The 24,205-nt window shown below is 47.4% G+C and carries 22 protein-coding genes; 4 read left to right on the forward strand and 18 right to left on the reverse strand.

Annotated features, from left to right (window positions below; translation table 11 throughout):
• Window positions 1–18 precede the first annotated feature (18 nt).
• Together SAR116_RS03590 and SAR116_RS03595 are read right to left on the reverse strand one after the other, a co-directional pair.
• Complete coding sequence (locus tag SAR116_RS03590) at window positions 19–438, reverse strand: GNAT family acetyltransferase (protein ID WP_013045569.1); 420 nt, start codon at window positions 436–438, stop codon at window positions 19–21.
• A 1-nt stretch (window position 439) separates the two neighbouring features.
• Window positions 440–892: a GNAT family N-acetyltransferase gene (locus SAR116_RS03595; RefSeq protein WP_013045570.1), complete on the reverse strand. Its 453-nt coding sequence runs from the start codon at window positions 890–892 to the stop codon at window positions 440–442.
• Between the two features lie 266 nt (window positions 893–1,158).
• Between SAR116_RS03595 and SAR116_RS03600 the strand changes: the two genes are divergently transcribed.
• Window positions 1,159–1,647 carry a DUF805 domain-containing protein gene (locus SAR116_RS03600; protein ID WP_041860743.1) on the forward strand — a complete coding sequence of 163 codons (489 nt, stop codon included), beginning with the start codon at window positions 1,159–1,161 and terminating at the stop codon, window positions 1,645–1,647.
• A 31-nt stretch (window positions 1,648–1,678) separates the two neighbouring features.
• Here SAR116_RS03600 and SAR116_RS03605 read toward each other — a convergent pair whose 3' ends face one another.
• The 3 genes from SAR116_RS03605 to glmS all read right to left on the reverse strand — a co-directional run bounded on the left by SAR116_RS03605 (window position 1,679) and on the right by glmS (window position 4,640).
• Window positions 1,679–1,954 (reverse strand): hypothetical protein, encoded by a 276-nt coding sequence (locus SAR116_RS03605; RefSeq protein ID WP_013045572.1) that lies wholly within the window; start codon window positions 1,952–1,954, stop codon window positions 1,679–1,681.
• Between the two features lie 149 nt (window positions 1,955–2,103).
• Window positions 2,104–2,634 (reverse strand): GNAT family N-acetyltransferase, encoded by a 531-nt coding sequence (locus SAR116_RS03610; protein WP_013045573.1) that lies wholly within the window; start codon window positions 2,632–2,634, stop codon window positions 2,104–2,106.
• 185 nt (window positions 2,635–2,819) lie between these two features.
• Complete coding sequence (gene glmS, locus SAR116_RS03615) at window positions 2,820–4,640, reverse strand: glutamine--fructose-6-phosphate transaminase (isomerizing) (protein ID WP_013045574.1); 1,821 nt, start codon at window positions 4,638–4,640, stop codon at window positions 2,820–2,822.
• A 203-nt stretch (window positions 4,641–4,843) separates the two neighbouring features.
• Between glmS and glmU the strand changes: the two genes are divergently transcribed.
• Complete coding sequence (gene glmU / locus SAR116_RS03620; RefSeq protein WP_013045575.1) at window positions 4,844–6,193, forward strand: bifunctional UDP-N-acetylglucosamine diphosphorylase/glucosamine-1-phosphate N-acetyltransferase GlmU; 1,350 nt, start codon at window positions 4,844–4,846, stop codon at window positions 6,191–6,193.
• Between the two features lie 47 nt (window positions 6,194–6,240).
• Window positions 6,241–7,689 carry a PfkB family carbohydrate kinase gene (locus SAR116_RS03625; RefSeq protein ID WP_013045576.1) on the forward strand — a complete coding sequence of 483 codons (1,449 nt, stop codon included), beginning with the start codon at window positions 6,241–6,243 and terminating at the stop codon, window positions 7,687–7,689.
• A 14-nt stretch (window positions 7,690–7,703) separates the two neighbouring features.
• On the opposite strand, the gene sbmA is transcribed toward SAR116_RS03625, so the two are convergent.
• The 10 genes from sbmA to miaA form a co-directional block, all read right to left on the reverse strand.
• Complete coding sequence (gene sbmA, locus SAR116_RS03630) at window positions 7,704–8,960, reverse strand: peptide antibiotic transporter SbmA (RefSeq protein ID WP_013045577.1); 1,257 nt, start codon at window positions 8,958–8,960, stop codon at window positions 7,704–7,706.
• A gap of 100 nt (window positions 8,961–9,060) precedes the next feature.
• Window positions 9,061–10,149 carry a rod shape-determining protein RodA gene (rodA, locus tag SAR116_RS03635; protein ID WP_013045578.1) on the reverse strand — a complete coding sequence of 363 codons (1,089 nt, stop codon included), beginning with the start codon at window positions 10,147–10,149 and terminating at the stop codon, window positions 9,061–9,063.
• The gene (mrdA, locus tag SAR116_RS03640; protein WP_013045579.1) at window positions 10,146–12,098 is read right to left on the reverse strand and encodes a penicillin-binding protein 2; all 1,953 of its coding nucleotides are present in this window, start codon (window positions 12,096–12,098) and stop codon (window positions 10,146–10,148) included. The genes rodA and mrdA overlap by 4 nt, the downstream gene beginning before the upstream one ends.
• The gene (gene mreD / locus SAR116_RS03645) at window positions 12,095–12,634 is read right to left on the reverse strand and encodes a rod shape-determining protein MreD (protein WP_013045580.1); all 540 of its coding nucleotides are present in this window, start codon (window positions 12,632–12,634) and stop codon (window positions 12,095–12,097) included. Before mreD ends, mrdA begins: the two co-directional genes overlap by 4 nt.
• A complete protein-coding gene (gene mreC / locus SAR116_RS03650; protein WP_013045581.1) occupies window positions 12,634–13,548 on the reverse strand; it encodes a rod shape-determining protein MreC in 915 nt (304 codons plus the stop codon). The genes mreD and mreC overlap by 1 nt, the downstream gene beginning before the upstream one ends.
• Window positions 13,549–13,561: 13 nt before the next feature.
• Window positions 13,562–14,599: a rod shape-determining protein gene (locus tag SAR116_RS03655; protein WP_013045582.1), complete on the reverse strand. Its 1,038-nt coding sequence runs from the start codon at window positions 14,597–14,599 to the stop codon at window positions 13,562–13,564.
• Between the two features lie 116 nt (window positions 14,600–14,715).
• A complete protein-coding gene (gene ilvC / locus SAR116_RS03660; protein ID WP_013045583.1) occupies window positions 14,716–15,735 on the reverse strand; it encodes a ketol-acid reductoisomerase in 1,020 nt (339 codons plus the stop codon).
• A gap of 87 nt (window positions 15,736–15,822) precedes the next feature.
• On the reverse strand, window positions 15,823–16,347 hold the full coding sequence (ilvN, locus tag SAR116_RS03665) for an acetolactate synthase small subunit (RefSeq protein WP_013045584.1): 525 nt from the start codon (window positions 16,345–16,347) through the stop codon (window positions 15,823–15,825).
• Between the two features lie 34 nt (window positions 16,348–16,381).
• Entirely contained in the window at window positions 16,382–18,202 is a 1,821-nt protein-coding gene (locus SAR116_RS03670; protein ID WP_013045585.1) for an acetolactate synthase 3 large subunit, read from the reverse strand.
• A 190-nt stretch (window positions 18,203–18,392) separates the two neighbouring features.
• The gene (miaA, locus tag SAR116_RS03675) at window positions 18,393–19,325 is read right to left on the reverse strand and encodes a tRNA (adenosine(37)-N6)-dimethylallyltransferase MiaA (protein ID WP_013045586.1); all 933 of its coding nucleotides are present in this window, start codon (window positions 19,323–19,325) and stop codon (window positions 18,393–18,395) included.
• Between the two features lie 102 nt (window positions 19,326–19,427).
• On the opposite strand from miaA, the gene serB reads away from it, so the two are divergent.
• Window positions 19,428–20,324 (forward strand): phosphoserine phosphatase SerB, encoded by an 897-nt coding sequence (gene serB / locus SAR116_RS03680; protein WP_013045587.1) that lies wholly within the window; start codon window positions 19,428–19,430, stop codon window positions 20,322–20,324.
• 78 nt (window positions 20,325–20,402) lie between these two features.
• On the opposite strand, the gene SAR116_RS03685 is transcribed toward serB, so the two are convergent.
• The 3 genes from SAR116_RS03685 to hflK all read right to left on the reverse strand — a co-directional run bounded on the left by SAR116_RS03685 (window position 20,403) and on the right by hflK (window position 24,063).
• Window positions 20,403–21,890 carry a DegQ family serine endoprotease gene (locus tag SAR116_RS03685; protein ID WP_148212246.1) on the reverse strand — a complete coding sequence of 496 codons (1,488 nt, stop codon included), beginning with the start codon at window positions 21,888–21,890 and terminating at the stop codon, window positions 20,403–20,405.
• A 153-nt stretch (window positions 21,891–22,043) separates the two neighbouring features.
• Window positions 22,044–22,931, reverse strand: a complete 888-nt coding sequence (gene hflC, locus SAR116_RS03690) for a protease modulator HflC (protein ID WP_013045589.1) — start codon at window positions 22,929–22,931, stop codon at window positions 22,044–22,046.
• 1 nt (window position 22,932) lies between these two features.
• A complete protein-coding gene (gene hflK, locus SAR116_RS03695) occupies window positions 22,933–24,063 on the reverse strand; it encodes an FtsH protease activity modulator HflK (RefSeq protein ID WP_013045590.1) in 1,131 nt (376 codons plus the stop codon).
• Window positions 24,064–24,205: the final 142 nt, after the last annotated feature.

The following is a 24,205-nucleotide window of genomic DNA, read 5'->3' on the forward strand; positions in this document are numbered from 1 at the left end:
TCAGTGCTAACTTGGTCGTTAATCGTCAGGGATAAGTCGCTTTCCAAAGAAGAAAACATCATCCGGCTTATAGCCAAGCGCATCATAAAACTGCACAACAGGTTCATTATCACGCCGGACGCAAAAGCTGATTTTGGGACAACCGATCGAAATCAAGAATGTTTCGGCTTGCTGCATTAACTGGCGACCATATCCCTGCCCTTTGAAAGCCGGATCGATAGCCAGATAATTGATCGAGCCGCGATGTCCATCATAGCCAATCATGACTGACGCCATAATATCACCACCAACGCGCCCAACCCAGAACGCGCCATTGCGGTCAGTCATTTTACGATCAATGTCTTTTTGTGGATCATTCCACGCACGGACGAGATCACACACCTGCCATAGCTTGATAACAGCATCTGTATCAGCAACCCCAAATGCACTAATGATCATGCTAACGCCCTGTAGTTTCAGCCGTCATCTCATAAACCAGCCAATTACTCCGTGTCGATAATTTATCATATAAAGCACGGGCACGATAGTTGTCATCACGCGTGATCCACCGCACGACATCCCACCCACGCTGTCCGGCGATGGCGTCAATCGCATGTATCAATGTTTTCGCCGCACCGCTACCGCGCTGGGCTGGATCCACAAATAAATCATCCAGAAATCCAACATTGGCGGCGCGTAAAGGCGATGGCATGGCTCGAAAATGTGCCAGCCCGATAAGCTGACCTGATTTATCGGCAACCAGGCCTTCGCAAACATGATCCACATCGCAAAGCCAAGTAAACAAGGTATCGAGCTTGGCGTCATTGGTCTCAACTTTGTAATAATCAGCGTAGCCGCGATAGAGATGCTCCCACGCGTTACGGTCAGCTTGGGTTACGGGTCTAACATTCATAGTTGCCTCCTTTGTTCGTATTGTCTCAATAGCTGTTCCAGTAACCACCAACTAACAAAAGGGGTCAAGTCGAACGGGCACGCATATGGTAATCAAATTCAAAATTGCGCTGAAAAATAGCAAAACCGCATATCAGTAAACGTTTTCTTAACTCTATTGCTCTAAAATTTATCTTGAATATGACTATGCCCCCGCACCGAAAGATAGGGGCCAATGTCATTACCGTTAATAGGCTACTTTCAGGGATGAACAGACTGGGCAGAAAAATGGTTTTAAAGGAGCAAAACGGGGCTTTGGCATGGCATCTTATAAAAACGCCCTTTTACAAATATGCAACATTCACGGGCCGTGCCCGGCGGGCAGAATATTGGCTTTTTGTGCTCAGTATGATCGTGATCGTAACAACGGTTGGCATGTTTGTGGATCTACTATATTACGGCGTGGATGACATGCATCGATATCATGTCAAAGGCCATTTTTATGATAATGGTTCAGGCCGGTTTGAAGCGCATTGGGATATTCATCCCGGATGGGGGTGGGCTGGCTGGATCAAAATGCTCATGACGATAGGTCTGGCGATACCCTTTTTCGCTGTCACCACACGACGACTTCATGACAGCAATAAAACAGGCTGGATACAATTACTGTATTTCATCCCCATACTTGGCTGGCTTTTGATGATCCTGTTTCTTGTGACCGAAGGCAATGAAGGTCGCAACCAATATGGCGAAGACCCATTGAAAGCTGATGAATAGGTGAACCTGTCATCATAATAATGGCCAGACATTAGCCACCAAAAAGCGGGGCAATATAATGATAGGCCAGCCAGATCACCAAGACCAGAACAACAATCAATATCATTATTGTCTGCAGAAAGTCATTCACAAGTGCCAGAAGTAATTGTTTCGTCCGCACCGACCCCAGCGTCAGATAGCACAGCAAAAGCGACAATGGAAACGTCAGATAAAAGATCGTTGAAACCACCCAGAATGTTATAAACCCCATATCTCTGAATGGGTTTTTGTCATCCTGTTCGTCTGGCAAATCCTGTAATGCTGGCATGTATTGTGACCTGACTTTGACTTATTCCACGGTAACGGTTGTATTCAAGTTGCGCTGTTGCTTTTGCATTAGGTTAAGGCCATTAAAATGGATAAGAGAGTTGACCTTCACCCTCTGTGATTATCGATATAGTCATTAAACGCTGACTATTACCACATATCTGGCTTTGATAGTGCCGCAACACACTCAAACTTGATTGGCGTATCGGGAATAGCCGTATCCTTAAGTGTCATTCCCAACCATCCAAAGGGATATTCCAGTGGATATGGTGGCATAAATGAACGACCAACTTCTTCCTTCAATCCAAACCGTCCATAATATTCGGGATCACCATAAACGACCAGAACACTAACGCCATCTTTGGTGAGCATATCTATTCCACTGTTGATGAGATTTGAACCCACACCTTGTTTCTGATGTTCTGGAGACACAGCAAGTGGGGCAAGAATATACCCAGAGATAGTAGAGTCAGATTTCAAAAATATTGGACTATAGGACACATAACCAATCACCTGATTGTCTTTTTCAGCAATCAATGACTTTATAGATGGAATTGTGGTTTCTTTTGCAAGTTCAGCGACTAGGTTCATGATGACTTTGTTTTCTTCATCAGAAAATGCAGTTTCAATAACCTTCTGGATTGAGTCTAAATCTGTTTCTTGAGCAAATCTGATATTCATTAACTTTGTCCAACCGGATAATTATTCAAGACATACATTCTTAAGTTTTCAATTTTTAATTTATGCTTTTGATTAGATCATGTGGTGACTCTTGGTAATCAGAATAATGTGAATACCAGAGGTGAGATGATCTAAAAGTTACAGTGAGACATTAATAACCTTTAACAAAGTGCGTCCGTTCGAAACTACTCCACGGTTACCGATTTTGCGAGGTTGCGTGGCTGGTCAACATCGGTGCCTTTATCCAATGCTGTCAGATAGGCCAGAATCTGCACAGGAATGGTCAAAAGAATCGGCGCAATTATCGGATCAACCGCGGGCACCGTGATGATATCAGCTTCAAAATCAATGTCATTTACAGCACGCTCATCAGCGATCAGAATGATACGGCCACCTCTGGCACTTGCTTCCTTGAGGTTGCTGGCAGCTTTTTCCATCAATTCATCCGCCGCGAGCAATGCCACAACCGGTAAATCATCTTCAATCAGCGCAATCGGCCCATGCTTCATCTCGCCTGATGCAAAGCCCTCGGCATGGATATAGCTGAGTTCCTTGAGTTTCAACGCGCCTTCCATGGCTATTGGAAATAGATGACCCCGCCCCAGATAAATCGTCGAGCGCGCATGTTTCAACTGATGGGCAATGGGACGTAAGTCGTCAAACAGCTTCAAGCTTTTGCCTACCAGACCCGGCAGTGCCTGTAGCTGATCATGAATAGCATCAGCACGCGCGGCATCGATATGGCCTTTAGCCTCGGCCAGCGCAACCGCAAAACTGATCAGCACAGTGAGCTGCGCGGTAAAGGCTTTGGTGCTGGCAACGCCGATTTCAGGCCCCGCATGTGTTGGTAATATGGCGTCTGCCTCGCGTGCAATGGTACTGCCATCGACATTAACCAGACCAATGGTGGATAGACCACATGTTGCGGCATGGCGCATGGCTTTTAATGTATCAAGACTTTCGCCTGACTGGGAAATGGCAATAGCTGTGGTAATGCCCGTGGTTACCGGGTTTCGGTAATGATATTCGGATGCAATTTCACAAGCCACTGGGGTTCTTGCAAGCCCTTCAATCCAGTAGCGCGCAACCTGCGACGCATAATGGCTGGTGCCTGCGGCAAGCATGACGATGCCATCAATGGCCTGTAATTCTTCACGCGACATGTTGGCCGAAATGCGGCCATCCTCACCAGTCATGCCTGCCAATGAATTCAAAATCGCATCTGGTTGTTCATGGATTTCCTTTTCCATGAAATGACGATAACCACCTTTGTCAATCATACCGAGGCTAGCCGCTACAATTATAGTTTCACGGTTGGCAGGGGTGCCATCAGAGAGAAATATATCAACGCCATCAGCACGGACAAGCGCATAGTCATGATCTTTAAGATAGATCACCTTGCGCGTCAGATGCGCAAGCGCCGTGGCGTCAGAGCCTATATAAGAACCATCTTCACCAAGACCTATGGCCAGTGGTGATGCGTTTCGCGCAACCATGATAACATCGGGGAAATCTTCGACAATGGCAGCAAAGGCATAAGCCCCGTCAATTTCTGCCAGAACCTTTTGCATAGCCTGATCTGGATTAAGACCTGCATCAAAAGCTTCGACAAATAAATGCGCCAGAACCTCACTATCAGTATCACTAGAAAATTTATGACCTTGTTCTATCAGACGGGCGCGGATTGGCCGATAATTTTCGATAATGCCATTATGGACAATCGCCACCCGATCAGATGCGACATGCGGATGCGCATTCATCTCGGACACACCGCCATGCGTTGCCCAGCGCGTATGGCCAATCCCCACGGTTCCGGCTAATGGGCTTTGCGTCAGCACCGCATCAAGATTAACCAGCTTTCCAACAGCACGACGAAGGTCAAAGCGCGATCCATCAAGCGTAACAATGCCCGAACTGTCATAGCCACGATATTCAAGCCTTTTAAGCGCATCAAGCAAAAGAGGACTACATGTTTGCGATCCAATCGCGCCAACAATTCCACACATCGTCACACCTCTTCATATTTATGCCAAGGCATGATTATGCCAAAGTTAATCCCTGCATTGTTGATAAAGACATTTTAAGGCAAATGAAAGGCATGCCACCCTCGCAACAGCAGTTTTTCGACCTAGGCTGCCCGTTTATTAAAACATGACACAGTTACTGGCATTTGTTTGGAATTTAGCGTGTTTCATTCTATAACAGTGTCATGAACGTTGTCGCAATTATTCTGGCTGCCGGCCAAGGCACGCGGATGAAGTCTGCTTTGCCAAAACCACTTCATGAGGTTGGCGGAATGCCGATGCTTGCCTGGTCACTAAATGCGGCGCAGGCGGTTGGGGCATCGCGTATCGTAACTGTTTTACCACCACATTCCGAAACCACGCAAAGTTGGCTTGGCGACATAGAATTCGCCATACAGGAAAACGCACGTGGGACTGGCCATGCTGTATTGGCCGCCAAAGACAAATTGGCTGGTTTTTTAGGTGTCGCGCTGGTCATGTTTGGCGATACGCCATTAATCACAGCCGCCACCTTAAGCCAGCTCACCCAATGTATCAAAGATGGTGCCGACCTAGCCGTGCTTGGCTTTCATGCGGCTGACCCGACAGGTTATGGACGATTTATATGCGCCGAAAATGGACAGCTAAACGCCATTATAGAGCATAAAGATGCCAATGATGCCGAACGGCAGATAGATTTCGTCAATGGGGGCGTTATGGCGGTTGCATGCCCGCTACTATTCGATCTTCTTGACGCGGTGTCAGACGACAATGCCAGTGGTGAAATCTATCTGACCGATATTGTTCACATTGCGAATGCGCGCGACCATAAGGTGGTCACCTGCAAAACTGATGAAGCCGAAATCACTGGCGTTAACAACCGCGCTGACCTTGCCAAGGTTGAAGGCATTATCCAATCACGTCTGCGCAGTGCCGCTTTGGATCAGGGTGTAACCATGCGCGCGCCAGAGACTGTGTTTTTGTCCGCAGATGCGATCATCGAACGCGATGTTATTATTGAGCCTCATGTTGTGATCGGCACCGGCACACATATTGGTGAAGGCAGTATAATCAAATCATTTTCCCATCTTGAAGGGGCTAGCTTGGGACCATGCTGTATCATTGGCCCCTACGCAAGACTGCGTCCGGGAACAATTGCTGGAGATGGCGTTAAAATCGGAAATTTTGTTGAAACCAAAAACACCAACCTTGCGGCGGGTGCCAAGGCCAACCATTTGACATATCTTGGTGATGCGATGATAGGTGAACAGGCAAATATTGGCGCAGGCACAATTACCTGCAATTATGACGGTACCAACAAATTCAAAACTCTCATTGGAGATGGTGCCTTCATAGGCTCAAATTCGGCTCTTGTCGCGCCAGTGCGTATCGGGGCCAACGCAATAGTGGGTGCCGGTAGCACTATCACATCAGACGTTTCCGATGACGCCATCGCCATTGCCCGCGGCAAACAAAAAAATATCGATAATGCAGCCACGTCATTTCGTGCACGAGCCCAAGATAAGAAACAAAAGAATAACAACCAAAAAAAATAGGCTAAATCGCGCCAGAAAACAAAGACCACAGGACAGGAAATGAATGGATGACAGCTGATCTAGCAACCATTTCAGAAGCATTTTGCACCATCCAGAACAGCCATATTCTGGTTGTGGGTGATGTTATGCTAGATCGGTTTATAGATGGCCATGTCAGCCGCATTTCGCCTGAAGCCCCTGTTCCTATTCTTGAAAAATCAGCTGTCAAACAGATGCCAGGTGGCAGTGCCAATGTTGCCTGTAATTTAGCCTTTCTTGGTGCGAAAACCACACTGATCGGTGCTATTGGCGATGATGACGCTGGACAAATTCTAGCTGCTGAACTTGGCAAGAATCCAGCGATTACATTTGCACCTCATATTGTTGCTGGCCGCCCAACGACATTGAAAACGCGCTATCGGGCAGCTGGCCAGCAGATTTTACGGGTTGATGATGAGGATACATCTCCGCTAATGCCTGATGTGACAGATGCTATTCTTTCACAGATTGAAACCTGCCTGAAATCGACGCCAGCCGTCGATGCTGTGATTATATCGGATTATGCAAAGGGCTGCCTGACACCAGCCGTCATTCAGAAGATTGTCACTTTGTGCAAACAGGCAGATATAAAAACCATAGCTGATCCAAAACTGGCTGATTTTTCAGCTTATAGAGGCGTTGATATTCTGACGCCTAATCTGTCCGAATTACGCGCTGCCAGTTATGAAGCACTTGACGCGATAGATGATATAACAAATGTAGCGCATGACCTTATCGTCAAACATGAGCTAGGCGGCATTCTGGCAACTTTAAGCGCCCGTGGCATGGTTTTGACCGTGGCTGGTGGCACAACCATCCTTGGCGCGGCAACAGCCAGAGACGTATTCGATGTTTCGGGTGCGGGCGATACTGTGGTTGCCACAGTGGCGGCCTGTGTTGCGCAAAATATCGCGCATCCGCTTGCTGTCGATATAGCCAATCTTGCCGCTGGCGTCGCGGTAGCCAAGTCAGGCACCGCTATCGTCAGCCCAGGTGAAATTCTAGCCCAACTGCCAACTACAAAGATAGCTACTGACTGGCCTTATTGGGCGGATCAGTGTCAACAATGGCGTAAAAGCGGTGCCAAAGTCGGTTTTACCAATGGATGCTTTGATTTATTGCACCCAGGACATATTTACCTGTTGCAACAGGCTGCCGCGCATTGTGATCGCCTGATTGTAGGCTTAAACAGCGATCTTTCGGTAAAACGCCTAAAGGGCAATAACCGCCCCTTACAAAGCAGTGACAGCCGCGCCAATGTACTAGCATCGCTTCCATTTATTGATGGGGTCGCCGTATTTGAAGAAGATACGCCCTATAATCTTGTCAGCACATTGCAACCTGATGTGATTATAAAAGGCGGTGATTACAAAGCGTCAGACGTTGTTGGGGCAGATATAGTAAATGCCCGCGGGGGTGAGGTTATTATCACCCCCACCCTTGGCACCCATTCAAGTAGCGCTATTATCGAACGCTAAAGATACCACTTCGTTTACTCCTGAATTTTTCCTTGTGCATCAAGATAGTCTTGATCGATTTTTGGCAATGGCATATCAGCCATAGCAGCTTCAAAAGACGCAAGACGCTTATGAATTGATAATAGTTCAACGATGGTAGGCCATGAATTGACCAGGAATTGGAATGATGATGCGACCTGGCCAAAGGCTGTTAAAATCTGTTGTAAAATACCATAAGTGATTTTAGCAGCCACAATTGTTGGCACCAGAATGAAATAGGCGAACAGATTATCTGCCTGTAGATATAAAGACCGTGTGACGTTGAAATACAGATAGTGAAAATAAAGCTTGAAGTAGTTGCGCCGCACATTCAGGAATAATTCTTCAAGTGTGATAGGCTCTGCCCGGTTTGCATCATCTTCACCAAGCACAAGTTCTTTTCTGAACGCCGCTTCGACCCGCTGGTTTTTAAAATAAAGACCAGGCAGTTTAATGCCGACCACGGCTAATAGAAATGTTCCGAAAAGCGACCAGAAAATCACCGCGGTCATTAATGGTGCTGGGATCTCACCAACAATGGGAAGTTCGGTGACATGCACGGACAACTCGAACAAAATAGGCAAGAAGGCAAATAGCGTCATAATCGAATCTACGATTGAGACACCAAGGCCCTCGACAATACTGGCAAACCGTTGCGTATCTTCCTGAATACGTTGTGATGCGCCTTCGACATGCCGAACACGTTCCCATTGTGCGGTATAATATTCGTTCATCGCTGTCCGCCAACGAAACACATAGTGACTCACAAAAAAGCGGGTGAATGTGAAAATGGCTACGGCAATAAAGGCTATTTCGGCAAATGTGCCCATAAGCCCATAAAAATCACCCATGGTAACATTGCCCTCACCCATCAATGCATTCTGAAGCGTGTCACCAAATGGACGCCGCCAGTGATTGATCGCAACAGACACCTGAACACCGTAATAGGTGCTAAACAAAATAAGGGCGGATCCCAAAATTGACCATCTATGCCACTTGTTGGGCGATAGTGTCTGCCAGAACAACCAGAATGGTATCGTTGCCATAATAAAATACAGATAGAACCATAAAAAATTAGGGGTAACGAAAAAGCCCATGCCTATGACGGGGGGTGCGCCTTCTTCAGCAAATTCAAACCCGAGAAACTCACCAACGTCAGTCCCTAATGTAAACCAAAACAAAACAACAATAGACGCCCAAATTAGCAAACTCGTAAAAAATAATTTTGGCCTTGGGAAAAACGACTCAAACATCTTATTCCTTTCCGTGCATCACCCAGTCACAAATGCTATTTGGATGTTGTCATAATTCTATACGTTAAACTAGATTAAGCTAAATTAGTTATGCGTTTTGTTATTCGATCCGATCATGCACGTTGGCACTTGCCACAATGCCAATGCCCGCAAACACCGTGAGCATAGCGGTGCCACCATATGAAATCAGCGGCAGCGGCGCCCCGACTACTGGCAATAAGCCGGTAACCATAGCTACATTGACGAACATATAAAGAAACAGCATCACCGCAATACCGACACAGGTCAGCTGGGCAAATCGCGAGGCCACGCGATAGCTGATATGCAAAATAGCCGCAATAATCAGCATATAGATCAGCATGATAAACAAATTACCCACCAGACCAAATTCCTCACCAATCATGGTAAATACAAAATCGGTCTGTTTTTCCGGCAGATAATTCAGATGCGTCTGGCTGCCTAGCAAAAACCCCTTACCAAACATGCCACCTGATCCCAATGCAATTTTGGATTGCGTGATCTGATAACCCGTCCCAAGCATATCGGCTTCGGGATTCAAAAACGTCATCACCCGCGCTTTTTGATAGGCATGTAAATTCATCCATAAAACAGGAATGGCCGCACAGCCTGAAATGAAAGCAATCGTGACATAGCGCCACGGTATGCCCGCGACAAAAATAACAGCAACAGCGCCCAGAAAAAGCATAAGCGCAGTGCCAAGATCTGGCTGTTTCAGCACCAGCAAAAAGGGCACACCAACAAGCACCAAGGTAGGCAAATAGGTCAGGATCGATTGAAATTTATCAGCTGGCTGTTCATCAAAGTAACGTGCCAGCACCAATATAACTGCAATCTTTGCAGGCTCTGATGGCTGAAAGGTAAAGCCTCCAACGGTGATCCAGCGTGAAACACCACTGCCTGTTCCAATGAATAAAAGTAGAATCAAAACAATGATTGTCGCCAGAAACAGCGGATACACAATCGCACGTATATATTTGAAATCGATAAAGGCAAAAACGATGACAATGGCCAGACCAGCACCCGCACGCATGGCGTGACGCCCTGCCCATGGTACCCACGATCCTTCAGATGCCGAATATAGCGCTAATGATCCTACCACGACCAGAATGCCGGCAAGAAAAATGATGTGCCACGGAATGCGCACTAAAACTTTGCCAACGGCCATCATACGCCAAGCTCGGTAATGGTTTTCGCCATTATATCGCGGGCTATTGGCGCCGCCATTGATGAACCACTGCCACCATGTTCAACAACTACCGAAATCGCATATTTAGGCGCATTTATGGGTGCATATGCCACAAATAAGGCATGGTCACGTTCTTTCCAGGGTCGGTCGATATTCTTGGTGATGCCATCTTCACGCTGCTGTTTGGTAATCCGCTTAACTTGCACCGTGCCCGTTTTACCTGACATACCACCATATTTTTGGGATAGGGCGTAATTGCGCGCTGTGCCCATCGGCCCACCAGTTACCGCAAACATACCTTTGCGAATGATCGCCAAAGCTGACTCGGGTATATCAAGCGGCTCAAAAACGGGTGGATTATTCGGGTCATGCATCACCAGTGATGGGTTAACTGCAAACTTACCATTGGCAATACGGGCAGTCATGACAGCAAGCTGCAATGGCGTTGCCAGCACATAGCCCTGTCCAATCGCTGCCACGACTGTTTCGCCAGGCGTCCATACTTTGCCATGCGTTGCCAATTTCCATTCATGGCTAGGAATAATACCAGATTTTTCGCCAGGGATATCAACACCAGTAACATTACCAAGCCCAAGACGAAGCGCCATATTCCGAATACGTTTAATGCCTGTCTTAAGCGCCACTTCATAAAAATAAACATCGCAGGATTGTTCCAGCGCCGACGTGAGGTTCATGCGGCCATGCCCACCTTTACGCCAGCAATGGAAGGTTGCATTGCCAAGTTCCATATCCCCTTTACAAAAGAAAGATGATTTTTCCGAGATTATGCCCGCTTCCAAGGCGGCAAGACCAACCACCATCTTGAAGGTTGAACCGGGGGCATACATTCCAGATGTCGAGCGATTCAACAGGGGGCGGCGCGGGTGATTATTCAATCGCCGCCAATCACGGGTCAGCAGCTTTTCGGTAAACATATTCGGGTCATACATCGGGGTTGAGACAAGCGACACAATGTTCCCATTATGAATGTCCATAACCACCACCGCACCTGACTCAGGCGGCGTCAAACGCCCCTTTGGGTCGCGCAAGATCAAATCATCACCACTGGTAATATGCGCAACCAGCTCTGGATTAGACGCTAAACCCGCTTGCACGTCCTTTTCGGCAAAGGATACGACATCTGAGCGCCCCTTGCGCAATACCTTACTGGCATGAAGCTGAACGCCAATATCAATAGATAGCTGAAGGTCGGCACCAGCACGGGGGTCGGTATCGCGTAACACACGAATTGGACGACCTCTTGCATTGACCTCGATTCTTTCATAGCCCGGCATGCCACGCAGATTTGGCTCTTGCGCATATTCAACACCAATTTTTCCCGTTGATAAATCAGGCATCTGGCGCAAGCTACTATCCTGTTCGATTTCATCACTGCTAATCGGGGATACATAACCAGTGACATGACAGGTTAATGCGCCCTGCGGATAAATGCGGCGCAATGACTTTTCAAAGGAAACGCCGGGGAGATAGGCACTGCGAATGGCTAGCCGTGCCAATTCGCGTTGTGTCAGGTTACGCCTGACGATAAGCTCACGGAAAGATGGCCCTTTCTTTGCTTTTGTTAAAATGTCAGTCTGTATAGCTTCAGGCAGGTCAATAACCTTGGAAAGAGACTGTAATGTACCTGCCATATCTTTGACATGCATCGGCGTCATCCGCAATTGGAACGATTCAGCATTACCAGCAATCAGACGCATTTTATTATCATAAATACGACCTCGCGGAGGTGCCACAACACGAAGGTCAAACTGGTTTTTATCAGAAAGGCGTTGATAGCGCCGATTTTGTGTAACTTGAAGTTGATAGAGTCGGCCACCAAGAAACCCTGTCAGCAATAGCTGTCCAATACCCAATATGGCACCGCGCCTCGATACATTACGGCGGAAATCTCTTTCCTTAGCCCTATTCATGCGAACACCTTTATTCGCTCAAGCAAGTTTGAAATGGCGAAAAGAAAAACATACGCAATCGGAAACAGAATTAATGTCACGCCAATCTGGAACATCATTGGTGACAACGAAGGAATAGAAAAATTGATTACCGAAAAGAATATTAACTGGAACAGCATCACCGTCATTACGGCGACCACAAAATTAACCCATACTTTTAAAAACTCATCATCCTGAGGGTCAGTCACACGCAAATTCATGAATAATGCCAATAGCATATAGGATGTTGCACGACCACCTATGAGATCAGAAAACAGAATATCAGAAAGCAAACCCATGATAAAAATGGTTATGAACGGCATCAATTTACTGTGATACAGGGTCATCCAATAGACAAAAATCAGCGATAATAACGGCACCGCGCCATAGAATACTGGCCAACTTGCCAATGTGCCTTCAAACAGCACCAATATCACACCAACAAAACCAATCAGAAACTGTCCAGACACTTCTGAATGTTCCATTGCCTTTTCGAAATACTGTCCGGTTTTCTTCATTATTGCCGGGCCCCTGAAGCATTTAGACCTTCAAGTAAGCGTGTACTTTCATCGATTGGCAAAGGTGTATAGAACTCTTCCAACTGCAGATTGTCCGTATCCACCCCTTCGAGCCCACCCAACAGAATTGTCACAAAACTCAAATGCCGGAAATCAACAGCTGGCTTTATGCGCACAAAACCCTTCTCGGCAAGATCGACCCGGCCAACAGGCAAACCTGCCGGTAAAACACCGCCATGACCGGACGTAAGCACCAATTCACCAACCGCTGGTGTTGCTTCTTCAGGCAAAAAGGCCAATTCGAGATAGGTGCCATTCTTACCCATGGTCAAACCTGGCCAAGATGACGATGCCAGAATAACCGGAATCCGCGCGTTAATATCACTGATCAACAAAACACGCGAGTGGGATGCCCCCACATCCACAACCATACCCACCAACCCATCAGCTGTGACCACGGGGTTGCCTGGCTGGACGCCTTTATCAACACCATTCGAAATAAGCACTGTATGGGCAAAACTGCCCCCAGGTGCTGTTACGGCGCGTGCCGTCAGCGGAACGCGTCCCTGAGGCGCAAGAGCGCCAGTAACACTCCGTAATTGACGATTTTCACTTTCAAGAATTTCAGCACGTCTTTGCCAGCGTTTCAGCAAATCATTTTCAGCTACAAGCCGAACATTTTCAGCCCGCAAAGAAGCCACCGTCCGAATACCTTCGACCATCGTTTCAACACCGCGAACGGGAATAGAAATGAAATCAATGGCTGGTGCCAGAAAATCATTCGCACCCATCTGGGCATTGCGCCAAGCGAGAATGTCGGCCTTGCCAACAAACATCAGCGAAAAGCTAATCACCATTAGCAGACCATGCGCTACACGCCTTTGTCTGACTCTATGTTTATCAGACGCTCGCATAGCCCTGCCTACCCTAAGCGCCGATCAAAACATTCCGCAAAGTTTTGAGTTCCTCAAGGCAACGCCCGGTTCCAAGAGCCACACAGCTAAGCGGATTTTCGGCAATCGAAATTGGAAGGCCGGTTGCATCGCGAAGCACGCCATCAATATCGCGTAACAACGCACCACCACCTGTCATGACAATGCCTTTTTCGACAATGTCGGCAGCAAGTTCTGGCGGCGCCTGTTCAAGTGCCATTTTAACGCCATCAACAATCTGGCGAACAGGATCTGAAATAGCTTCGGCAACTTGGGCTTCGGTAATGGTAATTTCCTTTGGCACACCATTGACAAGGTCACGTCCACGCACCTCGATCTTGGTACCACTGCTTTTTTCCGGCTTGCGGGCAATACCAATAGTTTTCTTGATACGCTCGGCACTTGCCTCACCGATCAGCAAATTATGCGTGCGGCGCATATAAGCAATAATTGCTTCGTCAATTTTGTCACCACCGACGCGCACCGAATGAGCAAAAACGATATTTCCAAGTGACAGAATAGCCACCTCTGTTGTGCCACCACCAATGTCAACAACCATAGAGCCAGATGGCTCGGTCACCGGCAAAGCAGCGCCAATAGCTGCCGCCATTGGCTCTTCGATCAGAAACACACGGCGCGCACCTGCGGCCTCGGCTGACTCCTGAATGGCGCGGCGTTCAACAGCTGTCGAGCCAGATGGAACACAGATAATCACCTGCGGACTTGCAAAGGATAAGCGGCCATTTACCTTGCGGATAAAGTGCTTAATCATTTCCTCGGCAACTTCAAAATCAGCAATCACGCCATCAGCCATAGGCCTGATCGCACGAATGTTACCAGGTGTTTTACCAAGCATCACTTTTGCTTCTTCACCGACCGCTAAGACCTGAGTTTTGCCTCTCATTTCGGCCATGGCGACAACGGATGGTTCATCCAGAACTACGCCTCGGCCCTTGACATAAACAAGTGTATTAGCAGTACCCAGATCGATACCAATATCTGCTGAGAACAATCCAAGTAGCGAGCCAATCATTCGGTGTCTCCAGAATTACAGTTACTCACAATGAGTAACTTTACGCCAATGTGACAAAGAACAAACGTCCTTTGTCACCATTTGTTTATAGATGTAGATGATAAATGCGGCGAAATCTAGTTCTTTGCCTTATCAACAAGACGGTTTGCACCAATCCATGGCATCATTCCACGTAAACGCGCGCCAACTTCCTCAATTGGGTGTTCTGCATTGCGACGGCGCGTGGCTTTAAAGCTGGTCTGACGGACACGGTTTTCAAGCATCCAGTCACGTGTAAAGCGCCCTGACTGAATGTCCTCAAGCACACGTTTCATCTCGGCCTTGGTTTCTTCGGTTACAATACGTGGACCCGTGACATATTCACCATATTCAGCCGTATTTGAGATTGAGTAATTCATGTTTGCGATACCGCCCTCATAAATCAGATCAACAATCAGTTTCACTTCATGCAAACACTCAAAATAGGCCATTTCTGGGGCATAGCCAGCTTCGACCAGCGTTTCAAAGCCCGCTTTGATTAGTTCGCACAAGCCGCCACACAAGACAACCTGTTCGCCGAACAGATCAGTTTCGCACTCTTCCTGAAAAGTTGTCTCGATAATGCCTGAACGACCACCGCCGACAGCAGAAGCATATGACAGGCCAATAGCATGTGCGTTACCTGATGCATCCTGATCAACAGCCAACAGACATGGAACACCGCCGCCTTTGGCATATTCCGAGCGCACAGTATGGCCAGGGCCTTTTGGCGCGATCATCATCACATCAATGTCGCCGCGAGGCTCGATCAGATTGAAATGCACATTCAAGCCATGCGCAAATGCAATCGCAGCACCCGGACGGATATTTTCAGCAATTTCGTCTGAATAGATATCCGCCTGCAATTCGTCAGGAGTCAGCATCATAACGACATCTGCCCATGCCGCAGCTTCTGGCACATCCATAACCTTGAAACCAGCTTCGCTGGCTTTTGCCCGCGTAGCCGAATCAGGACGAAGCGCTACTGCCACTTCCGCAACGCCACTATCTTTCAGATTGGCAGCATGGGCATGGCCCTGGCTTCCATAGCCTACGATAACGACCTTTTTCTTTTTGATAAGCCCTACATCGGCATCACGATCATAATAGACACGCATTGATAAATTTCTCCTGGTTCAAAAACGTAAAAGCAAGTCTATGCTTGCTTGCACCATGTAATGATGGTGACTTGTTTAAATATTAAACTATCGAGCCGAAAGATCGACCAGATTACCCCTAGAAATAGCCGATACACCTGTTCGCGCGATCTCGACTTCACCTAGCGAGCGCATCAAATCAATGAAAGCGCCAACCTTGGATGAATTTCCTGTCACTTCAAATACAAAACTATCTAGTGTGCTGTCTAGTGTTCTTGCACGGAAAGTGTCAGCAATTCGCAAAGCCTCTATTCGTTCATCACCTTTATTGATGATTTTCACCAATGCAAGTTCACGTTCGATAAAGGCTGTCGTTTCGGTAAGATCGCAAACATCATGGATTGGCACAAGGCGCGATAACTGCGCCTTTATCTGCTCAATGATCATTGGCGTGCCGCTGGTAACGATGGAAATCCGCGAAATAGAAAACTCTACATCCACCTCGGACACGGTCAAGCTTTCGATATTGTAGCCTCGTCCCGAAAATAGCCCAATAACACGTGCCAACACGCCAGGTTCATTATCAACTAGTACAGAAATTATGTGGCGTTCAACCACGTCAGTCATCTTCATGCTTAACTCCTTAGGATACGGTCTAGTTTGCTGTTTAGACCAACACCATGCCTTCTTCAGAAATCGGCTTTTCAGCCTGATCAGCTGGACCAAGCAACATTTCGTTATGTGCCGCACCTGATGGGATCATCGGGAAACAATTTTCATCTTTCGTTACCCGAATGTCGGCAATAACCGGCCCATCAACCGCAAGCATTTGTGTTATGACATCATCAAGCTCATTCGCTGATTGCGCAACAAGCCCTGTCATGCCAAAGGTATCCGCCAGCTTGACAAAATCAGGTAATGATTCACTGTAGGATTCCGAATAACGGCCACCGTGAATAAGTTCCTGCCATTGCCGGACCATACCCATCCATTCATTATTGATGATGAACATCTTCACAGGCAGATTATATTGCGCCAGCGTAGATAGTTCCTGCATATTCATCATGAAGGACGCTTCACCCGCAATATCGATCACCAGCGCGTCGGGATGTGCTACCTGCACCCCCATGGCTGATGGCAATCCATAACCCATGGTGCCTAGACCACCCGATGTCATCCACCGGTTAGGTGCTTCAAAGTCGAAATATTGCGCTGCCCACATTTGATGCTGGCCAACCTCGGTAGTGACATATACATCATGCTCTCGTGTCATTTCACAAAGACGCTTGATCGCATGCTGAGGCTTGATAATATCGCCTGATTGATCGAACCCAAGGCATTTACGTGCTTGCCACCCTTTGATCTGCTTCCACCAAGACGCAAGCGAGTCAGCGTGTGGTTTGAATGACTGCGCCTTCATCTCGGCGATCAACATTTCCAAGACCACCGTCGCATCGCCAATAACAGCCAAATCAACAGCAACATTCTTGTTGATTGATGATGAGTCGATATCAATATGGATTTTTTCCGAATTTGGTGCAAAGCCAGAAATACGACCTGTGACGCGATCGTCAAAACGTGCACCGACATTCAACATAATATCGCAATCATGCATTGCCAGATTGGCTTCATAGGTGCCATGCATGCCTAGCATGCCCAGAAAATGGGGATCAGATGCTGGTAACGCGCCAAGTCCCATCAAAGTCAATGTCGTTGGCCAGCCCGTCATATGCACAAGTTCATGCAATAGTTTTGACGCTTTCGGACCTGAATTGACGATACCACCGCCACCATAGATAATCGGGCGCCGCGCGCGCTTAAGCATCGCCACTGCCTGTTTGATTACGTCATTGTCCGGACGGGTGGTAACCGCATAACGTCCACGCGCCTTCGAAACAACAGCATCATCTACAGATGTGTCATGATAGCCATATTCGCCCATCAAAATGTCTTTTGGCAGATCAATCAATACTGGCCCTGGACGCCCGGTACTGGCGACATGAAAGGCTTCAATAACAGTATGCTGTAGCTTAGTGCCATCTTTGACCAGGTAATTATGCTTGGTACAAGCACGCGTGATACCGGTTGTATCGGCTTCCTGAAACGCATCATTACCAATCAGATGTGTGGGCACCTGCCCTGTCAGACAGACGACAGGCACCGAGTCCATCAAGGCATCGGTCAAACCGGTAACGGCATTTGTCGCTCCCGGGCCAGATGTCACCAACACAACGCCTACTTTACCAGTTGAACGTGCATAACCTTCAGCCGCATGCACAGCGGCCTGCTCGTGGCGCACAAGTATGTGGCGTATTTTATTGTTTTTAAACAAAGCATCATAAATAGGCAGAACCGCCCCGCCCGGATAGCCAAAGATGACTTCAACCCCCTCATCTTCGAGCGTCTTGAGCAAAATTTCAGCACCAGCCATAGCTTGTGTAGGGGCTTCGGTAGATTTAGGGCTATTCCCAGGGGATGACTTAGCCATTATTTTTTCCTTTAGTGATATCTATCAAACAAACAAAGCTGCCATTTCAGGCAGCGTGACGTAAATTTAACCTACTTTATCGACGCAGAATCGTAATTTAGACAACTTGTTTTTGTAGTCTTTTATTTTTCTTCAAGAAATCCAATGTGATTCAGCTCTTTGTTTAATGATAGGTGCCAGCTTTTTAACGCTAGGTCAACCTATTTTCGCGAAGATTGTTAAAGATATTCTCAAAAAAACTTTCCGAATATTTCTCATTTACCTCAAATTTCGCATTAAAATTATTTCTAAGCCAGGTCATCTGACGTTTTGCATAATGCCGACTATCCTGTTGCGCCTGACGAACAGCATCGGCTTTAGCCACATCTCCGGCCAGATATGCCGACAATTGCCGAACCCCCAGCGCTTTCATCACTGGCAAACCCGGATCAAGGTTCCGCGCTACCAGCTTTTGGACCTCATCAAGCGCCCCTGCCTCAATCATCATATCAAAACGTGTATTTATCCGCTGGTAAAGAATATCTCGCGCCGGTAACAACTTAATGGTTGTGGCCACCCCCTCAAACGCCCCCTCATGTGGGTCTTGCTGCCATGCACTGATCGGACGGCCTGTGGCCTGAACAACCCCCATGGCGCGAATAAGCCGTTGCGTATCCCCATCATATAGGCGCTCAGCAGTTACGGGGTCTAGCGCTGCCAATGCCTGACGGAATCCAGCCCCCCCTATTTCGGCATGAAGCGTGACGGCATTGTCATGAATGTTACGAGGCACATCGGGAATTGACGCCAAGCCGTATAGGCCAGCATTGAGATACATGCCGGTTCCACCGATGATAATTGGTGTTTTTCCAGCTTCCCATGCGCCTCTCATTTCGGTAGCGGCCATGTCCAGCCACATCGCCACTGAGGCTCTTACATGGCCATCAAGGACGCCATAAAGCCGATGCGGTGCCTGCGCCATGTCTGCATCAGATGGGCGCGCTGTCACAACCGCAAGATCTTTGTAAAGTTGCATGGAGTCTGCATTTATAATGACACCATCTGTTCGACGCGCCATCTCGATAGCGAGCTTGGACTTACCCGAAGCGGTTGGCCCTGCAATCATAATATAATGCTTAATCATAAATTTTACCCCAGCACCTTATGGCATATTTTGCAGTGTCGTGATACATCCCAGCATATCTTGGTGATAAATGAAAAACACTGACCCAAACAAAGGTTTGTCATGAATAGTGTCCTTATTTTCTCTAGCAGCAAGGCGACGACCACACCAGCACGCGCCGCCGACTGGATTGCGCCCCTGCTGGCCACAGCGCGAGACATTAATATCTCTAGCGAGGCATCATGGCTAGCCAGGGGTTATGCTGCCGAAATAACTGTGGCAAATGATAAAGCATTCGATATCGGCAAACTTCGGACAATTGCAGATGACCTGTGCATCGATGTAAATATTGTTCCTACTGAAAATCGGCGCAAACGTCTATTGATTGCCGATATGGATAGCACGATCATCAGTTCGGAATCTCTGGATGATTTGGCAAGGCTTGCCGGGCTTGGTGACGAAATCGCACATATCACCGCACAATCAATGGCCGGCAAGATAGATTTTGAAGACGCCATCGATGCCCGTGTCGCGATGCTAACTGGCAAACCAGCCTCGCTTTTTGAGCAACTGCTTGATGAGATGACACTCACCGCTGGTGCTGTTGCGCTAGTTAAAACCATGCGCGCTAATGGTGCCTTTTGCTATCTTGTATCTGGAGGATTTGACTTTGCCACATCATATATCGCTGATATGTGCGGGTTTCATGATAGTCACGCCAACCATATGAATATATCGTCTGGCCTGATTGAGGGTACGGTCAGAAAGCCCATATTAGATCGTGATGCAAAGGCAACCTATCTTGCACAATATTGCACGACCCATGACCTGACTATGGCTGATGCCGCCACAATCGGTGATGGCGCCAATGATCTTGCAATGTTAAAAGCCGCCAACTTTGGCGTGGCGTTTCAGGGCAAACCGTTACTTCGTCAACATATAGACTTGCAACTCAACCATACTGACCTAACCGGATTATTATATTTGCAAGGCTATCGTGACAGCGAATTTGTTTCTTGAAGCCAAGATAAATATCTTAAAACACAAAATTAAAAAGGGCGCCACAATAGCGCCCTTTTATTCTTTTTTTGTAACAGATTATTCTGTCTTTTCAGCAAAACCAATCTGGACAAAACGTTCTCGGCCATCACGCTCAACCAGAATGAGGATGCCTGACTTGCCACCATTTTCTGCCGCCTTGATATCTTTGGCCAAACCAAGCGCGTTTTCAACACGACGTTGACCATAACGCCGAATGATATCACCGGGGGCAAGCCCCTTATCTGCGGCCGGACTTCCGGGTAGCACCTCAACAACAGCAACGCCGGTCAATTCAGGATCAATTCCCAGTTCTTCGGCAAGTTTAGCATCGATATCCTGAACTGACATGCCAAGACTTCCAAAGCTCTGTTTATTTCCCGGTTCAGAGCTTGAGTCACTGTCAACAAGCCCAACAAGCTCGGCTTTTTCAAGCTCGCCCAGTTCGACCGTGACTGTCATTTTCTTGCCTTGGCGGAAAAGTTCAACCTTAACTTTTGAGCCTATATCAGTTTCAGCAACAATACGTGGTAGATCACGCATACGCTCAATAGCCTTGCCGTCAAATTTTAAAATCACATCACCAGGCTCAACACCCGCAACAAAGGCAGGGCTGTTTTCATTCACTGTTGACACCAAGGCACCTACAGCTTCGTCAAGCCCCAAAGATTCAGCAATATCTGTCGTCACTTCTTGAATGAATACACCTAGCCAACCGCGACGTGTCTTTCCAAATTCGGTAAGCTGGTCAGCAACCCGGCTTGCCAAATTCGACGAGATAGCAAAGCCGATACCGACCGATCCACCCGATTGTGAAAAAATAGCCGTATTGATACCAATCACTTCACCTTCAACATTGAAAAGTGGGCCACCAGAATTTCCACGGTTGATCGAAGCATCGGTCTGAATGAAATCATCATACGGACCATTGCCAATATCACGACCACGCGCCGAGACAATACCAGCTGTCACGGTACCACCAAGACCAAACGGATTACCAATTGCCAACACCCAATCACCAACACGCAAAGCATCCGAGTCACCGAATTTGACTGATACAAGCTCTGTATCGCCAGGATCGATTTTCAAGACTGCAATATCGGTCTTCTTGTCCTGACCTAGTACTTTTGCCGTAAAGCTGGTTTCATCGGCTAAAATGACCCTAATCTCTTCGGCATTTTCGATAACATGATGGTTGGTAACAACGATACCTGCATCATCAATGATGAAGCCTGACCCTAATGACTGGGCACGTCTTTGACGATTATTATCACCAAAATTCTTGAAAAATTCTTCAAAGGGTGATCCTGGCGGAAATTGAGGCATTTCCATGCGCTGACCATCATTAACAATGGTCGTGGTCGAAATATTGACCACCGCTGGGGACAAACGTTCAACCTGATCTGCAAAACTGTCTGGTCGTTCACTGGCACCTGCAATTCCACCAGCAAAGCTGATAGACATAAAAATAACCACAAACACCGCTACACCAGGTTTGATATGGTTGGCACTTACATGTGCCAACAACCGCATCAAATTGACTAACATTCTTGATATCTCCTTAATAAATCCCCCATCGATTGATGGGGACATCATACTGACATCCCCATCCAATCAGGATTAACCCACATATAAAGGCTTTAACCGTTAAACTAGGCACATATGATGACCAAAAAATGGCAACATGATGTTAAGAAGCCCCTAGTTTGCTGACAAACCAGTCATGCCATCTTTGTTCTTGAAGAACCGGAAAAAGCTGCTGTTAGGTGATATGACCATTGATGTACCGCTATCGGTCATAGACTTGTCATAGGCTTCCATCGAGCGATAGAAAGCAAAGAACTCAGCATCCTGGCCAAAGCTATCAGCATAAATGCGAATTGCTTTACTATCGCCAGCACCGCGTGTTTCCTGCGCTTCACGTTTGGCTTCGGAAATGATCACCGTACGGGTTTTTTCAGCATCAGCACGGATCTTCTGCGCTTCTTCTTCACCTGTTGCACGGAATTCCTTGGCTTCCCGTTCACGCTCAGACTTCATCCGGTTAAAGATGTTCTGACTTGTGGCTTCCGGGTAATCAGCACGGCGTAACCGCACATCGATGATCTTAATGCCAAGCGATGATACAGACTCGTTCACTTCATCACCAATAGAGCGGGTGATGTCATTTCTTTGGCCTGTCAGGATCGATCCCAAGGTTTCACGTCCAAGAGCCCGACGAACAGATGAGTCAATGATTGCTTCAAGACGACCACGCGCACCTAGTTCGTTACGAACTGTTTGGAAGAACAACAAAGGGTCTTCAATCTTGTAGCGCGCATAAGCATCTACCTGCAAACGCTTCTGATCCGAGAGAATGACTTCTTCAGCATCCTGTGGGATCAAACTCAATACACGCTTTTCATAATAGACCACGTCCTGAATGAACGGAAGTTTGAAAGCAAGGCCTGGTTCCTGAATGGTGCGCTTAGGCTCACCAAACTGAATGACGAGGGCTTGTTGGGTTTGATTGACGGTGAATAGCGACCCATAGGCTACTATTCCCAAAAGACCAACGGTGACAAGGCTTATAAAACGTAGAGATGCCATTTTAGTTGCCCCCTGACTTTTTGTTTAATTCGTTTAGCGGCAGATAAGGTACGACGCCGTTACCAGATGAACTCTCGTCAATGATTATCTTGTCAACATTGCTGAGAATTTTTTCGATCGTTTCAATATAGATACGCTCTTTGGTTACATCTTTGTTCTGTAAATAGGCTTTATACACCTGATCAAAACGTGACGCATCACCTTTTGCCCTGTTTACAACTTCAGCTTCATAGGCTTGTGCCTCTGCAACAAGCTGGGCAGCTTCACCTCGTGCCCGTGGGACAATGTCATTACGGAATGCATCTGCTTGGTTCTTGAGCTTGTCACGATCCTGCCGTGCACGTTGCACCTCGTTAAAGGCGTCAATAACGTCGGCAGGCGGATCAACCGCCAAAAGCTGGACATCACGCACACGCACACCAGCCTTATATTCATCGAGCAAGTCTTGTAATTGTTGGCGGGCTTGTACCTGAATTTCCTGACGACCTTCAGTCAAGACTGTTTGGATTGTCGTACGGCCAATGATTTCACGCATCACCGCTTCCGCAGCAACCTTGATTGTTTCATCGGGTTCAGCAAGATTGAACAAATACTGGCCTGCATCTGACACGCGCCAGAAAACCACAAAATCAATATCGACAATATTTTCATCGCCAGTAATCATCTGACTTTCATCAGCAATATCGCGACGCGAAGAGCTACTGCCACCAACATCGCGGTAACCAATCTCAATCCTATTATCACGTGTGACCTCGGGGGTCAGAACAGTTTCAACCGGAAACGGTATGTGATAGTGCAAGCCCGGCGCTGTGGTACGCACCCATTCACCAAAGCGCAAAACCACGCCCTGCTGTTGCGGATTAACACGGTAAAAACCAGTAGCCGCCCAAATGCCAGCAAAAATGATAAGAAGAAGGATAAACGAGCGTCCAGAAGATTGGCCGCCCCCCGGGATAATACGGCGTAAAGTGTCACGACCTTGCTGGACAAGTTCATCAATGTCTTGCGGGGGTTTACCGCCGCCACTTCCACCTTGACCCCATGGGCCGCTGCCGCCGCCGTTATTTCCACCAGTGCCGCCGCCTTGTCCCCAAGGTCCGCCGCCATCATTGCCTTGATTATTCCATGGCATAATATTTGTGCTCCGTTTCAAAAATTCACGCCGACTATAAGCTAATCAGACACTAATGCCTAATAAACTATAGTAAGCTTGGTAGCATTTACACTGTTTAGCTTGTAAATAGCTAGACAAAGGCATATGTCACCAATCAATA

It is taken from the genome of Candidatus Puniceispirillum marinum IMCC1322 (assembly GCF_000024465.1).
Lineage (GTDB): Bacteria > Pseudomonadota > Alphaproteobacteria > Puniceispirillales > Puniceispirillaceae > Puniceispirillum > Puniceispirillum marinum.